4 protein-coding genes are annotated in these 18,300 nt (G+C 56.8%); all 4 read right to left on the reverse strand.

What is annotated here, in order from left to right; all coding sequences use genetic code 11:
• Positions 1-124 precede the first annotated feature (124 nt).
• Positions 125-748 carry a hypothetical protein gene (locus tag ACR0J5_RS15415; RefSeq protein ID WP_480654872.1) on the reverse strand — a complete coding sequence of 208 codons (624 nt, stop codon included), beginning with the start codon at positions 746-748 and terminating at the stop codon, positions 125-127.
• A gap of 190 nt (positions 749-938) precedes the next feature.
• Entirely contained in the window at positions 939-6,134 is a 5,196-nt protein-coding gene (locus ACR0J5_RS15420) for a hypothetical protein (protein ID WP_480654874.1), read from the reverse strand.
• A 707-nt stretch (positions 6,135-6,841) separates the two neighbouring features.
• On the reverse strand, positions 6,842-15,931 hold the full coding sequence (locus ACR0J5_RS15425; RefSeq protein ID WP_480654876.1) for a hypothetical protein: 9,090 nt from the start codon (positions 15,929-15,931) through the stop codon (positions 6,842-6,844).
• Between the two features lie 855 nt (positions 15,932-16,786).
• Positions 16,787-18,295 carry a sulfatase gene (locus ACR0J5_RS15430; RefSeq protein WP_480654878.1) on the reverse strand — a complete coding sequence of 503 codons (1,509 nt, stop codon included), beginning with the start codon at positions 18,293-18,295 and terminating at the stop codon, positions 16,787-16,789.
• Positions 18,296-18,300: the final 5 nt, after the last annotated feature.

Here is an 18,300-nt window from a genome sequence, read left to right on the forward strand (position 1 = left end):
ATGGGTTGGGTTGTTGCCCAACCACATCTGCTTGGTCGTCTGAGATCAAAGATTTGCACCACAGGGTTCTTGGAAAGGTGCATCACGCCGATATTAGGAAGCCCATTGATCCCGCATACTGCGCCTAATTCAAACAGTAGGTCTGCACCACATGGCAAGCGCTGTCAAACTCAGCCTGGTGCTGCGATATGGCTTGATTCAGTTCCGCAGGGCCAAGCGTGTCATGCGCCTCCAGCATTTCCCTGACATCGTTCAAGGCAGCTTGGGCGTGTTGTTTGTCACCGGACATGGTTGAAAAACTCCAGACAGTCCCAACTTGTGTCAGCACAAAGCCACCAACGCATGCGATTGCAGGGATGCCGGCCACCGCACTTGGATTGCAACCGGCCAGTGTCAAACCATACCCAGTGTAGTGAAGAGCAATGGTCACCGCGGCCTGAATCTCGGCACTGCTGTTTGCATCCGCCAGGCGCTGTTCAGCATCTCCGAGTTTGGCCAAATAGCTCTGTCGGACAGCCTGCCATTGCGCCAGGTTGGCGAAAGCTGAATCGGAAATACCCAGCAAATTTTGGACATAGATATCTTCTCGGTACTGTTCTAATGCGCCGCACTGCATACCCCCAAAGACCCCGGTATCGAATGCATCAGGAACCGAAGGGACAACTTTGTTGGGGTCAATGTCAAAGGACTGATTGCAACTCTGCGCATGAGCCGCCGCAGCGAAGAAAAACGACAGAAAAAATGCCATTCGACTGAAAAACAACATGGTAAACCCTCATAATTTTGGCGTATCGCCGGTTAAAAGTAAGTATTCTGCAAGTCTGCCAGAAGCTAAGCACAAAACGCTTAATGTGTTAACATGTTAAGTCCTTCCAAAGCTTGTAGGGCCATCAGGACGCTTTTCACGTGTCCGACTAGTCGGTTGTTGAACCCAAAACTCATTCTAACATCCTTAGGTCCAGAACTGCGCTGAACCGCGGGCCGGCCTCTTGCAATTGGTTTTGCCACTCGGCGTTCGCAGCGCTGGCCAAGGGTTCTTCGGCGTAGCTTGCAGGGCGAAAATGCTCGATTTCTTCTATCAGCAATCGCAAACCTCCTTCGGGCGTTAATTCATCGCCTTCGGCCAAATCGACGGTGTATTCACTCAGGTCCAAGGTGTGCCGCCAAAGGGCCATGGGATCGGCAAGCCGTTCGGGCGTCACAAGCACGTTGTCAGCATTCAATGCCGCCTCTTTCGTGGCCACAGTTTCGTCAGTAGTATCTTCGGTCGTCTCTAAGGAACTCAATTCGACCACTCCGCGTCGTTTAAGCAAGACCCGTTGGGTTTCCCCTCCTCTGGTCATCTCGCGAAACAACGTCAGCCGCATAGCCGGCTGGCATGTCAATGCAGCAAGGTCTATGCCGCGCAGCGGTTCGGCACTGGAAAGTGCAGAAACTGGTTTGCGCTCCTTTGGTGCCGGTCCTGTCATTTCGACCGTTATGCGTCCGGAACTGTTTTTTCGCGCATAAACAGAGCGCGCGCTCAGGGGCTGCGCCCATTGAACAACCGGTCGCGAACACCGCAGATTCGGCACAGTATTTGGCTGATACCGCACAATACCCAAGCGAACAAAACCATCCGGCGCCATTGGAGCATCCAGCGTAACATCGATAAACCACTCTTCGCGCTCCACATCGAAGCGTGGTTCATAAACCGCCAGCGAAACGCGCATGGGCGGTGTTTTGGGTTGTTCAGACTGGCTCGGCTCGGACCCTTCATCGTCAAGCGGCATGAGCACGTTTTCCACCATATAAGCCCGCCGTATGTCTGACCTGTCGCGCATCAGGTCTGCGATTGCAGAGGGCGGAAGAACGGCTTCTCGCTCTATCCCTCCTCGCACTGGATCGCTGCCCCGGCGAGATACAAACTTGCCACCCGGCCCAAGGTCGTCATCATTGAAGAAATAGCATTCGTCGCCGAGATCATCGAGATCGACGCGGCGGTCGAGATCCCCAGGATGGAGACCCGGCAAGGGAACCGAATTGTCAAAACGCTTTTCAACGCCATCATATACCGGTGGCCACAACACGATCCCAACGGCCTCGCCCTCGCCGCTGGAGAACCATTCCCGACCCAGAGGAATACGCAGCGACGACCGCCGTTTGTGGTAGATCCACGGCTTGGTTTCTGTCGCATCCGGGCTGATCTCGGTCTCCAACAGCGGCGTAGGCGCCCTTGCGTCGGGTTTCGCCGGACGGATTGTTGCTGGAAGAATGATATCGGTCTTGTCCGACAGGTTACTCTGGTGACGCGCAGGTACAATCTGGCCAGGAATCTGAGCGTCCACATCGTAGATACGACCCTCGCCCTTGGTCCAAGGATCATTCGTTCGGGCAACCCGGGGCGCGGTGCGCATGTCTTCCAACGTGCGGGACAAAGCGTTGACCCGAACTGTCATGCGGCGTGCCTTGCCGTCAGGGAAAACATGTCTATGCGCCTCACGCGCGCCATTTGGCAGGTCGCCAAGGAACAATGCACGTAAATCCAGCAACCCGCCCGGCAGTGTCCGAGGCAACCCTTCTACCCGCAACAGTGTGACCTTCGCCTGGGCAAACCGGACGCTTCCGTCGCGGCAGACATCGAATCCGAACAGGTCCTCGGCGCTGCGATATCGAATCTGACCTGAGCTGTCTTTCAGTTCGCTCCCATCAAGCCCCCTCAGGGGGGGCCAGGTTCCTTTACGCCGATGTGCCAATGATCTCTGACGGTTGGCATCGTCGAAAACCGAACTGCCCGGTAGGGTCACATCCGCAACGACCTCAACAATGTCGTTGCCACTGGTGTTGAACGGAACCGTGCCATCCAGCACGAAATGCGCGGAATCTGGCGCACAGACAGCAAGCGGTTCATGAACTGAGCCGTTCAGGGTTGCAGGTCGCGCGGCCCGCACCGGGCGTGGGCTCGGCTCTTCCCCGTCCTTAGGTTTTGGCACGGGCGTAAACACTGAGGATTGCGGTACAGGCGGTTGCGCAGCACGCAATGCTGCGGGCTGTTCCGGCATACGATTTGTGGCATGCACCGCTTCGAGTGTTGTTTTGCCGGAAATCTCGGGCAAGGGTGATCGCTCAAGAAAAGCGGTCACGGCGCGCCCCAGAGCCTTTAGCGTGCGGTTGGACGGTGTCTCGACCCCACCGGGTCCTATGAAACGCACCGCATCTGTTGGCTTGACGCCCTCTTGCCCCACTGCGTCCTCGGCTTCAAAAAGAGCCTCGACAAAAGCGGCCGGCATGGTTTCCTTTGCCCCTAGGAACACAGCTTCATCTTCAGGTGCATTTTTGTCTATCTTACGTCCCGCAGCCCCAAGGCGAATGCCCAAGGACTGAATAAGCGCATGTTCCCGCGCAAGCAGGTCCTCGTCCGGAAGTGCCCAGACGTCGATCTCGACGGCTTCGCCCGCCCGTAGACCAAGCCGTAATTCAAGTACAGGGAAGTGGCGGTTGATACCGATAAATCCATCCCCGGATGCGTCCGAATTGAACCAATTCAGTTTGGAATCAGGGCCCACAAGGACAAGATCCCGCAGATGCGTTGGCGTCGGTCGCGACGACCCGCCAGAGATCACTGTGGTGACCACCACGGGGACCTGCGAGTAGACAGGCGCTCTGGGCCCATTACCGTCGGTCACGTCCGCGACTTGATAGATCAAGGGGCCCCCGTCGACATAGCAATCTTCGCCCTTCATCCGGATACCAAAGGCCAGTCGGCGGGCCAGCGGGTCAGAGTAGTATCGGTTCAAAGGCCGTTCATTTCTTGCCAGCGGATTCCCGTTCAACTCATTTGGTCGCTTTAGGATCGCATCGCCAAGCTTGACCGTGTCAGAGGCAAGTTCAGCATTCGGAACGTCTGTATAGGTTCGGGTATCCAATATGCTTTGATTGCCAATCCCACGCTGCAGATTGGTGCGTGCGACAATAAGGTTCTCACGGTCGTTGGGGTCACGCTGAGCCGCCAGGGTTCCCCTTTCTCCAACCAAAGCACGCGCGCCGGTCATCCAGCGGAAATCACCTTGGGGATTATCGGTGATGACGTCATCGAAGGCTCCGTGCCACTCGGCGCAGTCGAAAGGAAGGCTTGGCGCCATAACGACGCGATGACATATCTCGGGAGTGCCTCGCGCTTGCATGCGCGCATCGTAGTCCGGTCGGTCACTGCCACCGGTAGGTCCGAGCGAACGCAAAATCATCCGCGGACCCGTATCAAACCCCATGGGGCCTGCTGCGATAAAGGGAAAGGGCTGCCCACCTCTGTTCAGCTTTTCCTCGCCGCTGCGCAGGGCATGACCCAATGGCAAAGCAAATTGCGGAGCCGCAATCTTTTCATGTCGCAGGAAACGAAAGAACGGCCAAATGGTCGCTGCATCCGGCTTGGACGGCGTCACGGGTGCAGGATAAAAGGCGGGTGCCTCATCGGGCTCGGGCCGTGAGGGGAGGCTTTCGACCGAGCGTGAAACACCCCCGGAGTATACAGCCGCCAGGGCAAAACGGTAAGGAATGCCAAAACGCAGAGCGTCGAGGCTTTTGCTTGGAAGTTTGAGAGTGCGACCGAATGCTTGCACGTCACGCGCTGCTTGGTCCAGAGACGTAATATCAACACCCATGGGTGAGCCGTCCCACGTTGTGAAGGCTTCGTCGACAACCGCTTCTTGATCAGCCCCCGCGGTAGGCAGCAGACGAGAGGGCGTGGTCAAGTATCCGGCTTCTAACGTGTTACGCAGGTTTGCCATGGCGGGTGGTCGGAACACAGCCCTGATCAAACGTCGGACAGCTGTGCGCTGTGCGCCTGACGTTGCATAGTCGATGTCGCGTTCCGTCAACAAGGACCATCGCGTGGTATTCCCGCTATCTGTGGGAACACCGACGATTGGCCGAACCCCCGTGGTCAGATCATCGGCATCGAGGACAACGTCCGGATGATTGGCCCGTGACATCAAGCGTCCATCACGGCGGGCCAAACGTATGGCCATGTCCGTACCCGAAGAGCGCGTTACAAGTGTCAGACCGCCCGTCAGATATTTCGCCCCCATGCTCAGATCATCGGCTTCTGGCAACGGGTCAGTGGGAAGCGGATTGTTGCCATCGGCACTATCGGGAAGGCGCGGGTCGCCAGAGTCCACATTTGCCTGCCGTGCCAGTCGGCGTTGCATTTCCGCTTCGGTCGCCGTTCGAAGCTCAAGGCTGGTGAGGTCGAAACGGGGAAGATCCGCCCCCGCGCCGCACGCGCCCTGAGACAGCGCCATGAGACCATGGGATTGTCGCGGTACACCGTTGGCCCCTGCCCCGCCCCGCCCCACAAAGGCTGCGCGCTCCGTTGCGGGCCAAAACTTCACGTCCTTCCCATGATCGGCGATCTCCAGCAAAGTCCAGGTTGCGCCGCGACCAGTGAGCGGAGTTTCACGTTCTGCTTCGGACAAGTCGCCGATCTGTGCGGTGACCAGATAAAACCCGTCGGAAAGCTTCGCAAAATCTGCCGGCGAAAGCTCGAGATCGACGCTCAAACCGAAGAGACGAGACAGAACCGGATCAGACTTGAGACTGGCATAGCGCTGAACAATTGCCTTTTCGTTTTGCGGTGGTTCTGTTTTGTGGGGAACGCCCACAGTTTTGTTGCTATCGGTTTCCGTGTCCGGGTACTGGGGCCAGCTTGCATAGTGATGCGCTGCGCAAGCACGCTGCATGGCCTCTTCCCGCGCGGTGTCATCCAGAACGCTCTCTCCGCACAGCTGCGTTTCCGGTTGGGCGTCCTTTGCGTCACAAAGCCCGTCTTCAAGCCGCTTTTGTTCGTCACAATACGCCTGAGCCGCCGCTTTTCGCCCGGCCGACAAGCGCTCGGACAGCCTTGATCTCTCTTGCTGCTTAAGCACTTTTCGCAGCTCAGACATGACCGCGTCCTGATCTTTTCCGGGCGGCCCCCACAAGGCAGAAATGTCCAGTTCGGCCCCCAGGGCTTTTTTGACCTGCTTAGGGGTCGGTGCCTTCGGTGCATCCAGAAGCGCGCGGATTTTCTCGAATTTTTTGTCGCGTTGCAGCCCGTCCCGCCGCGTCGACTCTGCCGTCCAGTGTCGTTTGGACTGCTCGCAGACGTCTTGCAAAGACAAGCACAACTCTTGCGTACGCTGTTGATCCAGCGCAAGAGCCAGATCCCCGTGAGGAACAGAGACAATTGCGGCTATGCCGGCGCTATCTTCGGCAGAGCGTGGTGGGATTTGCCCATCCTGCCCAAGCTGGTCCAGAGGCAGGTCTGACACTGCGCCGGTTCCGTCCTTCATGGACGATCCAGCCATGACACCTTGGTTGGCCTGAGAATTCATCAGCGCCTTGGCAAGGTCGGACCACGTTCCTTCCTTGCCGCGCTCTGTTGCTGCGTCGGTACTGCCTGGGGCGCGATAACGATGATCGGGCAAGGCCCCGGCATTCGACAGCAACGTGCTCCATAGAACGGCCGCATCGCTTTGGGTGGCCGCGTTCTGTTGCGGCAACCCAAGGGCTCGGGCATCGAAGCTCACTTCGTCTTCGGCAACAGGCTGAGGCGAAAGTTGCGGATCATGATCCCTCAGCCGGACGAAGGTCAACCGCACGCCTTCCGCCAGCTTTGCGGCAATTCCGCTGGGCCAGCTCTCAAGTGTAAACAAATCTGCTGCGCTGTCGCGAAGCGTGCCTTTGGGGATTGGTGCGGGTTCGACCTGCAGTGTAAGTCTGGCAGCGCCCGTCTCGGGCCAGGTGCCCGCCGCCAGAACAAAAAGATCCGCATCGACATACTCTGCGCCGCTGACACTCGCCTCGCTGACTCCAAACTCAAGGGCCATCAGAAAAAATCCTCACTGCGTAGGGGTTTGCGGAAATACGTATCCCGATAGCCGGCGTAATCTGTATTGGGGTGGGCCCGTATATCGGTCTCAACCAACGGGCTGGAGCGCGCCGACACGCGCCCCCCGCCAACCTGAGCAAAGCGCGTCTGTTCCATCGGGTCGAGAGATGTGGTTTGACCGTTGAAACCTTTGGCTTCCTGCTTCCAGACCTGCACCGAAAAGTCGAAGTCCTTTATCCCGATTGAGAAGGAATAGGTGAACACGGCCTCGCCGGACATGTCTCCGTTGATCATGCCCAGACGGACGTAAAGCGAGGCACCAAAGCCAAAGATCCAGATTCTGGCGGACCCACCGACATAAAACGTTCCCGATATCTCGGTCAGCTTGCGGCCCCGCGCCAGAGTCATCTGCCGCACGTAGATACCGGACATCAGCCGACCCTGCCCGGTTAATGGACCAAACCCGAACGCGGCCGCCCCGCCGAACTCAAACGATGCCTCAAAACCGACTATACCTTCAGCATTTGCCTCGATGGCAAAGAACCCTGACCCACCAAATGGCAAGTAGGAAATGGTGAACGGGTTTGATCTGCTGGACAGGGCCGCTCTGAACCGTGCGTCCCCGTCTCCGAAAGGCAGGATTGCCGACGTGCGCAAAGCGATATTGAAAAACGACGCAGCCCCAATCGAGAAAACGCCAAGGTTCATACTGTAGCCTGCTTCAATGCCCGGCAGGCCAAAACGCGGTATGATGAAAGCCCCTGAACCTTCGGACGGAGACAGGATGGACTGCAGTTTTTGAACGAACGCCAGTTGGGGGCCAATCACATAGTCATCGTAAGTGATGTCGAACCGAGGCCTGGAACCACCTTTGGTTTCAAACCGGGCCCCTTTGAACCGCAGCGTAAGCGCATCGAAAGCGTCACCCACCAGCTTAACGTCGAATGCGCCAAGGGTTCCGACCGAAGAGAACGCGATCTCGGGCTCAAACTGATTAAGCCGGATGACGATGCCCGTGTTAACGTCCAGCCGAGTCCCTTTTTGGGGCGCAAAAATACCGGCTGTTGCCTTACGAACGGGGTCTCCCAATTCTACACCGTAGCCGTACCGCATCTGGATTTCCGACGGCACAAGCGACAACAGGTAATCTTCGATCTGGGTGCGAATGGCGTTGAGATCAATCAGGCGCATAATATCGCCACGCAGGATGTCGGAAAGAACGCGCACCACTGATTGGCCGATGACCACAGGCGTTGCCTCATTCACCGCAACCCACTGCCGCAAGAACGCTTCTAGGAATTGACGTTGATCAGGATCGCTAAGCGGTTTGCCAGCTGAAACAAAGCTAAGCCACGCGGCATCCCCGGCCAAAGCGTCGTTTTCAGGTGTCAGTGACTCAGAACTGGTTCCCGGTTTAAAAACCGCGGCGGCCGGAGGCGAAGAAAGCGCTTTGTGATGCGCGCCAGGATTGGCAACAATTGCGTCTTGCAGCGTGGACCGCAGTACATCCGGGGTCTGAGACAGTAGAATTGCACGCTGTTTGACCGCGTTTTCATAAAATGCCGCGAGCGTGTATTTTTCGCGACCGAACATCACACGCTTGTTCAACAGGTCGACCGCAACGGCATCGAATTCGGCCAAAACCTGCGCTTCGGCCCTTTGAAGTCTGACGCGTAGATTTTGCACGATAGCTTCAAGCTCTTGCTCAATCGCCGCCTGAAATGCCCTGAACTCGGCCAGCGTCCTGCCTTCTGGGTTTGGCGACACCGAGACGGTCAGAAAATCCAATGGACCGGGACCCTTGGTCAGGACTGACTGCAATTCCGAAAGCTTCGGACCCAGCATGGGCGGCTGCGCGTCTGCAGGCTGGTCCTCATCATAGTCAGGCATGGCAGCAAGGCCAGCAAGCTGGGCGTTCAACTCGTCAAGATACCCGAGCGCCGTCTCAATGGTTTCCAGGTTCTCGGCCAGACCTTCAACTATGACAAGGTCTTTGACCACGTCGTCTTCGCCCAAGGCGCGCACGTCATTCACAAGGGAACGCGCATGTTTCGCCTGTGCCTGGATCGGTCGAACGAAATCCTGCAAAACGCGGGAAACGTAAATCGTGAGCTTGTATTCAAGGCGCTGGAGCCGTTTTGCATAGGCTTTCGCCGATTGTGCTGCGTCCGCAGCCTCTTGTTCGATCAGTGCGAAAACACCGGTCGCTTCATCCAGTTCCTTGACCAGAAACGCGGTGAGGGCGACATATTTTGCATCTCCATCCAACAAGGATTTCAACGCCGTTCCAATTGCCACGCCAGACCTGTTCAGTGTTGCGGCAAGGGTCTGATAATTTGCAGCAAAAGCTTCAAGGTCACGGGGCAACCGCGCGGCCGCATCCAGCTGCGCGCCGACGTTGGGACCGCAGATATCGATCTTGGCCACAGCATTCAGGCGACCACGCAGGATCACCGCGCCCCGCTCGGCCGCCACAAGATCCCGGTAGCTTTCAACAAGGGCTGTGTGCACGATGTTGACGTCCGTCAACGCGGGTTCAACAAGATCTTCCAGCTCACCGATCACGGCATTGATCTGGTCCTCAACACCAGGGGCCTTGTCTTTTGCATCTTCCAGGTCAGCCACCGCGCCCGCCAGACCAGAAGCTCCTTGTTCCAAGGCTTTCCCGATGTCGCGCTGCGCTTTGAACAGGCGCGTTCCCGGCCGGGCCACCTGCGGAACCGGTGTATCCTCTTGGGGCCGTGTCAGCGTGAGTTTGAAGGCTGCTGCTACTTCCGGCACTGTCACCTGTTCAAGCACGACCGGAGCGCCAAGGATGTTGGAATCCGAAAGCAGCAATTCCTCGGGGTTGAGGTATGTGAGAACCTGCCGCAAAGGTTTGACAAACCTTTCAGCCTCTTCGCAGATGCCTTCGGATGTCAGTTGAAGCGGTCCAGTGAAAACCGCGACCAGATCCAAAGACCTATCAATGACAGGTCGCGGCGCACCCTTTTGAATGGCGGCCTTCAGTGCTTCGACCTTGACGATGATATCCGCCAGAACAGAAATCTCTTCAGCGAATTCCCGCAAAACCCAGTCGATCAAATCATCGATCGCCTGATCGACCAGCTCATTCAGCAGGATACGGTATTCAGCAGCCAACGCCTCAAGTTCGACTAAGCGTTGTTCAAGGCGTTCTCGCTCCTCATCTGCGGCAGCGTCGATTTCCGCGCGCAGTTGCTCGATCCGCGTTTCGACGGCAGAAATGACAGCGTCCAGAACCTCTTTGACCTGATCTTCCTTGTTTTCCATCCACTCGGCCAGTTGCTCGCCATGGGTGTCGCTTCCCAAAACACGTGAAAACACACCGCGACCTGAGGCCGAGGACAGGACATTTGGAAAACTGTTATCCGAAAGAAAGGTTCGCACCAGATCACCCAGAGGATCATCAGAGTCGAGGTCCTTGATCACCTCGGGATCAAGGCTGAAAACAAAGAAATTCTCAAGTAACCACCGCGCCTCTTCGCGTTCCAGCAAAAGAATGGCACGCAGGTCCGAAACCAGCTTGTCCGCCGCATCGGGTGGCAGACCAATGGCTTGCAGCTCATCGATGTCCGGAATGCGAATGATCGGGAAGGCAAAATTGTCCGATCCACTGCCGGCAACAATCCGAGTTGCAAGCTGGTTGGCAAGGGGTCTGACTTCTTGTTGGAACAACGTCCCGACATAGTCCTCGACGATGCGATCAAACCCATCGACTATCCCCTTGAAGATATCTCGCAGCGCATCAAAACGGGAACGGAATGCTTCTTCGATCCGGGCAACAGGGTTGGACAGCGACCGCTGCAACGCATCGATAAAGCGACGACCGGCCTCATAAACTGCGCCCAAAGAAAGGGCGAAAGCAATTTGATCGGTCTGGTTTGCACTGTCGGACAAAGCTATGTCCAGCGCCGTCAGACCACCGTCAAGTTCGGGAAAGATTTCCCGGAATGTTATCGCACTGATCTGCGCCGGGGCCACAATACGCTGTTCTTCTGCCAGTTGCGCCTCGATTTCATCCCAACCCTTGCGGATATCCTTGACCGCGTCCGACAACGGTTTGACAACCTGCAACCTGACCAAATCCGCCGCATCCGAAGCCTGTTGCCGAACTTCGCCAGTCAATTCGTCGACCGCGTCATCGACCTCATCCACGATGTCGTTGACTTGACCTTGTGCGTTGTTGATCGCCCCTTTCAACTGCCCCGCACCATAGCGGATTTGCTCATCAAGCTCTGGCGCACCCGTATTTGGGTTTTCCAGGTTTTCCAGAACTTTCATGAGGTCCTTGAGACTGACAAGACCAAGGATTTTGGCCTTGGAGTCAAAGAGCTTGCCGTAAATCTCACGCGCTCTTTGCAGGGCTTCGTTGGCTTTGCTCAATGCGTCGCGCTCATCGTCCGGCGCATCCTTGAGTTCCTGATCGGTGTAGGGCCGCGCCGCGGGCGGCGTTGCATCGTGATCGAACAACGGAGCCATTTGGGGATAGGCCCCAATGACCGGTCGGGTTGTTTCAGGTTCCTCCGAAATTGGTGCGATTGCAGGGGCGCCCAAGGGAACGGCCACGCGCGTCGTGTTGCTCAGAACGCCTTTTGCCCGTGACAACGCCACCATCTGACCGGACGGGCGAAAGACACCACCCGATTGGTCCCCTTTCTTGCCCATTGACTGCTCTTGTTGATCCTGTGAGGCGATTGCAAGAAACACCTCACCTGCATTGCCAGGAACGACTTCACCGTCGGGAACCTCGGGGAAACCTTGCTGTAAGTAGGAAAAATCGAAACGAGCACGAACCGGTGGGTAGCTGCGGCCGACAAGCCTTTCAGCCTGGCGCAGACGCACGCGGGCTATATCGACTTGTGGATAAAACGGGGGCTGATCAGCGCCCTGCAGGATCGGATCGCTTACAAAACGGTTGAGGGACGGTGTGAACGCCCGAATCTGCTGAACATCAGGAATGGACACCGGGGCGCCTTCGGCCCCACCTCCGCGTCTGCCGCTGGCTGCCAGGGTCCAGTGATCTGTCTCAAGACTTGCAGATCCCGCTTTCTTTTCGGGCGCATAGCGGCGTTTCTCCCCTCGGAACAAAAGCGTGCGCAGATGCCTGAGAGGGTCAACCGCAGCCTGCCCTTTGGCGTTATCAGGCGAAACAAGGGCGTTGTAGGTTACGACAACCTCTTCCAGACTTTCCGGATCATTGGCCGCAACATTGTCTACGAAGATAAGTGGCAGGTCGGATTTGGCGCCATCGACTTCCATCTCAAAGCGTACGTTCGCCTCCTGGAGGGGGGCGGTCCGGGGCCAGAACGCCAAAGCGCTTTTTTTGCGTAAATTGAGCCGCCCAAACGCATCTACGCCAACCGGCACGATAGGTCCTTGCCGTGGCGTGCTTGTATCGGCGTTTGATGCCGGATCCATGATGTCAGGCGTCTGTGTGGTCAGAATGCGGAGGCGTTCGACCGGGAAAAGACGACCCTCAAACGGCTGTCCAATGGCAGGGAAGCGTTTTTCCGGTTTACCCAGCCGAATGAACATCCGTTGCCGCAAATAGGCGCGGATACTGCCAGACGCATTGTCGCGCAGGAACTCACGCTCGGTCACCTGGACCAAGGCCGCGCGATGCCCCAAGGGGAAAAGGAACCCTTTGAAAGTAACCTCGCAAAACACGTCCCGACCCAGCACGGTCCATTGCTGCCAGCGTTCAATGGAAAGCGCGTCGAACAGACCCTTTTTCGAAAACGCACTTAGTGCGGCCGCCGGAGGTTCGAAACTGCTGTCGTGACGCAGCGACCCCCCCAAACTGCTGAGAGACAGCTCTGTGACCTCCAGTGGGCGCGGCTGATAAAGAGCGCTGCCTTTCGACACATCAACAAGACGGTGTCTCTGTTCTGGTTCAACCTGCGACGCGCCCTGCGTCAAACCACCCGTGGGCAAGCGGCGACCGATGACAGGCAAACCCCAACCCGAAGACAACAAAACCAGTTCGTGACGGATAAACGCATCTGTTGGCCCCCGGAATCGCGAAGACTCTGCGGGTTTTTGCCCGCCGTCGGTCACAGTCAGGGCGTTGCAAATCGCGGCAACCGTTTCGCGTAGTCCTTTTTTCTGTTTGGGTTGGACGACAAAGGACCACTCATTCGACGGGTTTTCGGGCGAACCTAGGGATCGGCCGAACTCATGGCGCCCCGGACCGATCAGGATCGGTTCGCGCGCTCCGATAGCGGCATCGCCGCGACCGGACAACCAAGGTGACAACGGGCCTCGTGGCGGTGCGGTGGCCGGCACATGATCGGGCTTTACATCTGGAACAGGTGTTGTCCCATACGTACCGCCCCAGAGAAAATCTGATCGCAAGTCGGGCGAGGCGACAGCCCGAATACCGGGATCTTCGGCCTCGATCATAAAGTCGGCGCTCCAGACCGCGCGCCCCGGTGTTGGTTCGCTTTCATCATCGGCATAGACACCCTTGGGGACAACACCTGTACCCCGTCCCAGGACCACTGCGTCCTGATGCGGTGAAAGGATCAGCCTGGCAGGAATCTCAATTGCGGTCTCGAACGCTCCGGGCGGCGTTTGAAGGGCTTTCTGAATATCTGCCAAGCGCGTAGATGAGTTGACAAAAGGGCCCTGATGAAACCCCAGGTGATCCAGCATCGCACCAGGGCTGACGTTCAGCGTGCGGCGGCTCAGCCGATCTGTCCGGCCCCCCTCATCCGCGGTGTAGATACGTTCGGCCCTTTTGGTCACCGCAAGTTCGAAATCCGCAAAGTTCGTCAGCGCCTGAAGCGAGAACTTCAGCGTAGATCGCGGCAAGCGGGCTTCCGCTTCGTCGGGCTCATCAAGATGGGTAATTGCGCTGGCCCGTTGCACTTCTGTCCAGTCGCGACACAACACGCGAAACGCCAGGCGCGACGGGTTGGCCAACCGGCCTTCGACAAGCCCTGCCTCCGTTTGTCGGGCAATCTGAGCCTGTTCGTCCTGTGCGAGGATTTCGGTGACAAAAGCATTCTTAACATCGGAAAACCGTTGTTCAGCGTCCGCCTGAGAGACCCCGGGCGGCAGGTCTGAGGGCAGCCCAACTATGATTGCCGAAAAAAGCTCAAGCTCTGCCGCCGACGTATCGAAGGCTCCCGATGCGCTCTCTGCTCCGTCCCCTGACAAAACCTGAGAAATCATGAGGTCGCGGTAATAGCTTCGCAGAAGTTGAAGAACCGGGACGGCCTGTTCCAAACGCCCTTCCAACGCCAGCGTATTGGCGACCGATTCCTTTGGTGCCGCCACCGCGATATCTTCGGAGGTTTTGTCTTTCACTTGCTGTGCGGCCGCAATGACGGCTGCCCGCGTTTCACCCAAGCGGCCAACGAACGCATCAAAGAACATCTTGGCGTCTTGCTCTCGCAGCTTGCGCTGGACATTGTTCGCCAATGCACGCGTGTCAGCATCAAGCCCCACATTTCCGATGTAAATGCGTTGGCTATCCGGCAGCTTGAGCTTTTTCGCCATGTTGCTGAATGCTGTTTCAAACGCGTCGACGAATTTTGGGAACGTTCCGTCTTCAGCGTTGTTTTTCAACTCCTGCAGGGTCTCTCGGAACTTCCTGCGTGGCTCCCCTTTTGGAAGACGGCGCAACGCTTCGTCGACTTGCACGAGGTCGTTCAGATCAAGAATCAAATGTGTCTCGGTCTCTTCCAGGACGCGAGGGGCATCCTCTGACGAAGCCGAGAGCTGCCCGAATTGCTTATCAACCGATCCGCGCGACTGAGTGAGCCCGACATCTGGCAGCGGCTCGGCTTTTGGCAGAAACAGCGCCTCTTCAAACAGGTGCTGGCCCGGAAAATCCACGACAATCAGGGGTCTGGGATCGTCGTCGCCCACCCCATTCCCAACCGGTCGCAGACATGCAACGTTATCCTTTACCAACTCAGGAGGCCCAACAGGACCATATGCCAGAGAAAGACCGGAAAACCTAAATCCCAGCGAAAGCAGGTCATGGGTTCGCGAGGCCCGCAATGTCGCCTGGCTCAGATCAATACGGGTGCCAGGGACTTGATCGCGCGGTCCGACACGCAGCAAGCTTTTGACGCTTGCTGCTGCGTCCGAACGCTCATTAGGGGCCCAGAGAATGCGCAGATCTGTCGGCTCAAACGTCAGCCGAGAGTATTCCGCATCAGCCAAGCCAGCCGCATGTTCCAGCAACAAGACATTGATTTCGGCCCATTCGAGATCGCGCTCGAATGTTTGAGCACGTGACCAGATCAGCGATACACCTTGATCCCAACGTGGTGCGAAAGGGTCTAAGAAGACGCTCGGCCTGCGGGAGGTTTCCTGGTTCGAAGTTCTGTTAAGATCGACCTCGGGCGACAATGTCGGACCACGCAAAATCAATGGCCCGATCGGGCTGATGATCCGCTGGGCCTTGGTCGACGCAAAGTCACCATCGAAACTAAGCGAAAATACGGAAAGTGCTCCGGGCGCTGCACGGTCCGCCCTTAACAGAAGCCGCGCGGCCAGGTTTCGAAATGGACCCGTTCGGTGATCAGCGTCGTTGGAATCGCCGATTGTCAGCGTGAACATCCCTGGCAAAGTGGCCTCGGCACGTGACGCGCCATCCGTTTGGGTATCGTCTCGTCTTAAAACAAAGACGCCCGGAGCGCTCGACCCATCCCGTTCTGAAGCGCTGACCTGCGTAAGGTATACTCTTGGACCATTGCCTCCGTTCAGGTTAAACGCGGCAAGGTCTTTCCTGGTGGCGCGGGCAAAAAGCTGGTACCCGTCCGCCTCATCATCGTCGGAAACCTCGCCCGTCATAGCCGTTTTGTCTGTCATCCAGCCGAACTGAATTCTCCGCAAAGGCAACAGAATAGATGCGATGTAAACCTGATCTGCAGGTGAGGCCCCTTTGGTGCGGATATCCCAAAGCATATCCCGTGTCAGCACGACGTCTAAATTCCGTCCTTTTGATGATGTGGGGTTGTACTGGACAAGACCGTTGAACATGCCGTCAAATGTGTCCGGCAACACGTTCGCGTTCACGACCTGACGCAGTTCAGACTTGCCACGCGCCACGTCACGAAAAAGCCCGGGATAGGGGCGCCTATCTCCGATCTGTGACTCTAGGCGAACAGTGAACGCCTCCCCGTTAGGGACCTTCATTGGATTGTCGTAATCTTCAAGGAAGAATGGAAGGCGACCCCCGCGTTGAAAGACGTTGGATTCAACAACAACACCAAAGCGTTTTGTTTTGCTGTCCTGCATTTGACGTTGCTCGAAAACGAAGACAACATCCCCGGCAGGCACCGCACCATATTGGACATCACGAATGCGAAGTTCGTAGATTTTTGAAACCGCGTTTGGCTTAGATTTTGCTGATCTGTCCCGGAATGTGAAATAGGCACGCGGCCCAAAACGACGGGCATCAATCGTCCACTGAATAGGAACTTCGGTCGCGGTCGGTGGATACGTTTCTCCTCTAGGGGATGTAAACAGCACCGTTACCTGAACCTGTTTGCGACCGCTCAGGAACTGAAAGTCAAGGTCCACCTCATCGCCATCATAAGACGTGCTTGCTGCGGCGACTTTGGCACTCAACGGCACGGCAGCGCTGGATTGGAGGAAGCGGCGACGCGTTAGCTCGATTTTTGAAGAAGAACCAGAATTGGCAGACTTAGAGCCGTTGGCATCATCTTTCATAAAACTACCCAAAAAAGAAATATGCCTAAAGAAAAGCAAGGAACCTGAGTAATTTCAACATTTATATGTATGCATGATCAAAATTATCAACCAATGGGCGACTATAGCTCAGGCTGTGATTTTGGAAACAAGACTATGGGCCTATGTTCGCGCATATGCGCAACCTGATGTATCTGGCTTTGTAAACTGCAACACGCTCCTTAGCCCAATGGAAATCAAAAGCTCCCAATCCTATAGCCCAATGCGTTTGAACGCTTCTGTTGGTGCGCGGTTTCGCTGCATGATCTTTTTCAACTGTGCTTCCAATCGTTCAACGACCTCGGGCGCATCTATCGGAGTGTATTGCCCGGGGTCGGTTTGCACGTCGTAAAGCACCGTCTCTGTTTCGCGCGGGGTTCCCATGCAAGGCACATCAATGCCACCTTCTTCATCCTTACGAGCGGGAATTTTCATCACGCGCAGGCCCTGCGCATATTCCATCGGGTCCGACAGGTTCATCTGGCGCAGGTTCTCGACCGAGAACGCTTCCTCCAGATGGGTCGGCATCAAGGTGTATTCATAGATTTCCTGATCCGCGATATCCTCGGGGTAACGGAAATAGGTATAGCGCCCGTCGGTGATGTTCACCGAGCCGCCAAAGATGCCGTAGGCCACGGCCTCGTGCCCCTGCCCGTCCCGCGCCAAGAGCGGTGTCAGGTCCTGCCCTTCGACATTTTCGGGGATGGCGCAGTCAAACATCGACAAGATCGTTGGCATCAAGTCCATGGTCTGCGTCAGGGCCTGACGAGAGGTGCCGCCCTGATCTGCGTGATCGGGGTGGTAGATCATTAGCGGGATATGGGCGATTTCGTTGTAATAGGGCGTGATGTTCTTGGCCCACCATTCATGTTCACCCAGCAAAAAGCCATGATCGGTGGTCAGGATCACGACCGTATCTTTCCACATGTCGTGCGTGTCCATGTGATCCAGCAGGCGGCCGAAATATTCGTCACACATCTCGACAAGCCCGGCGTAGTTGTTGCGCAGCTCTTCGATTTCTTCGGCGCTTTCGCTGACCTTGTCATAGCGCGGCCAGTCGAGGATCGGGCCCTCATAACCGCTGTCGCGCCGGCCCTGGAACCGCTCGGGCGACCAGAAGGGTTCGTGCGGGTCAAAGCATTCCAGATGGCAGAACCAGCCATCCTTGTCCGCATTGGTGTCCAGAAATTCGAATGCTGATTCCATACACTTGGCCAGCGGCATATCGGCCTCGGTCGGCTGATGGTCGCGGCTGATCATATAGGGGACGTGCTTTTCGTCCATCCCCTGCATCTGTTGCGGGTGATACATCTCGCGCCAGCGTTCCAAGGGCGGCTGCACCATCGCTTTCCAGCGGTCTTTTTCCTGACCCCGGATGAAATCGAAACTGGAATACTGGGTGTGATAGGTCGCGCCGCCTTCCATCCAGTAATGCGCGTGATCGGTGATCATGTGGGTCCAGATGCCCGAGGATTTCAGCTCGCGGATCATCGAATTGTCGAAGGGTTCAAGCGGCCCCCAGCTGCGATGCATGAAATTCAGCCGCCCCGTATGCAGATCACGGCGGGCGGGCATGCAGGGCATCGAACCGACATAATGATTGTCAAACCGGACAGACCGGGCCGCAAAGCGGTCGAAATTGGGGGTCGCCATGCGGGTGCCGCCATAAGCGCCCAAGGCATTGCGGTTCAGACTGTCGAACAGGACGAATAGAACTTTCATAAGGA

The sequence above is a fragment of the Ruegeria sp. BE1 genome, assembly GCF_056538885.1.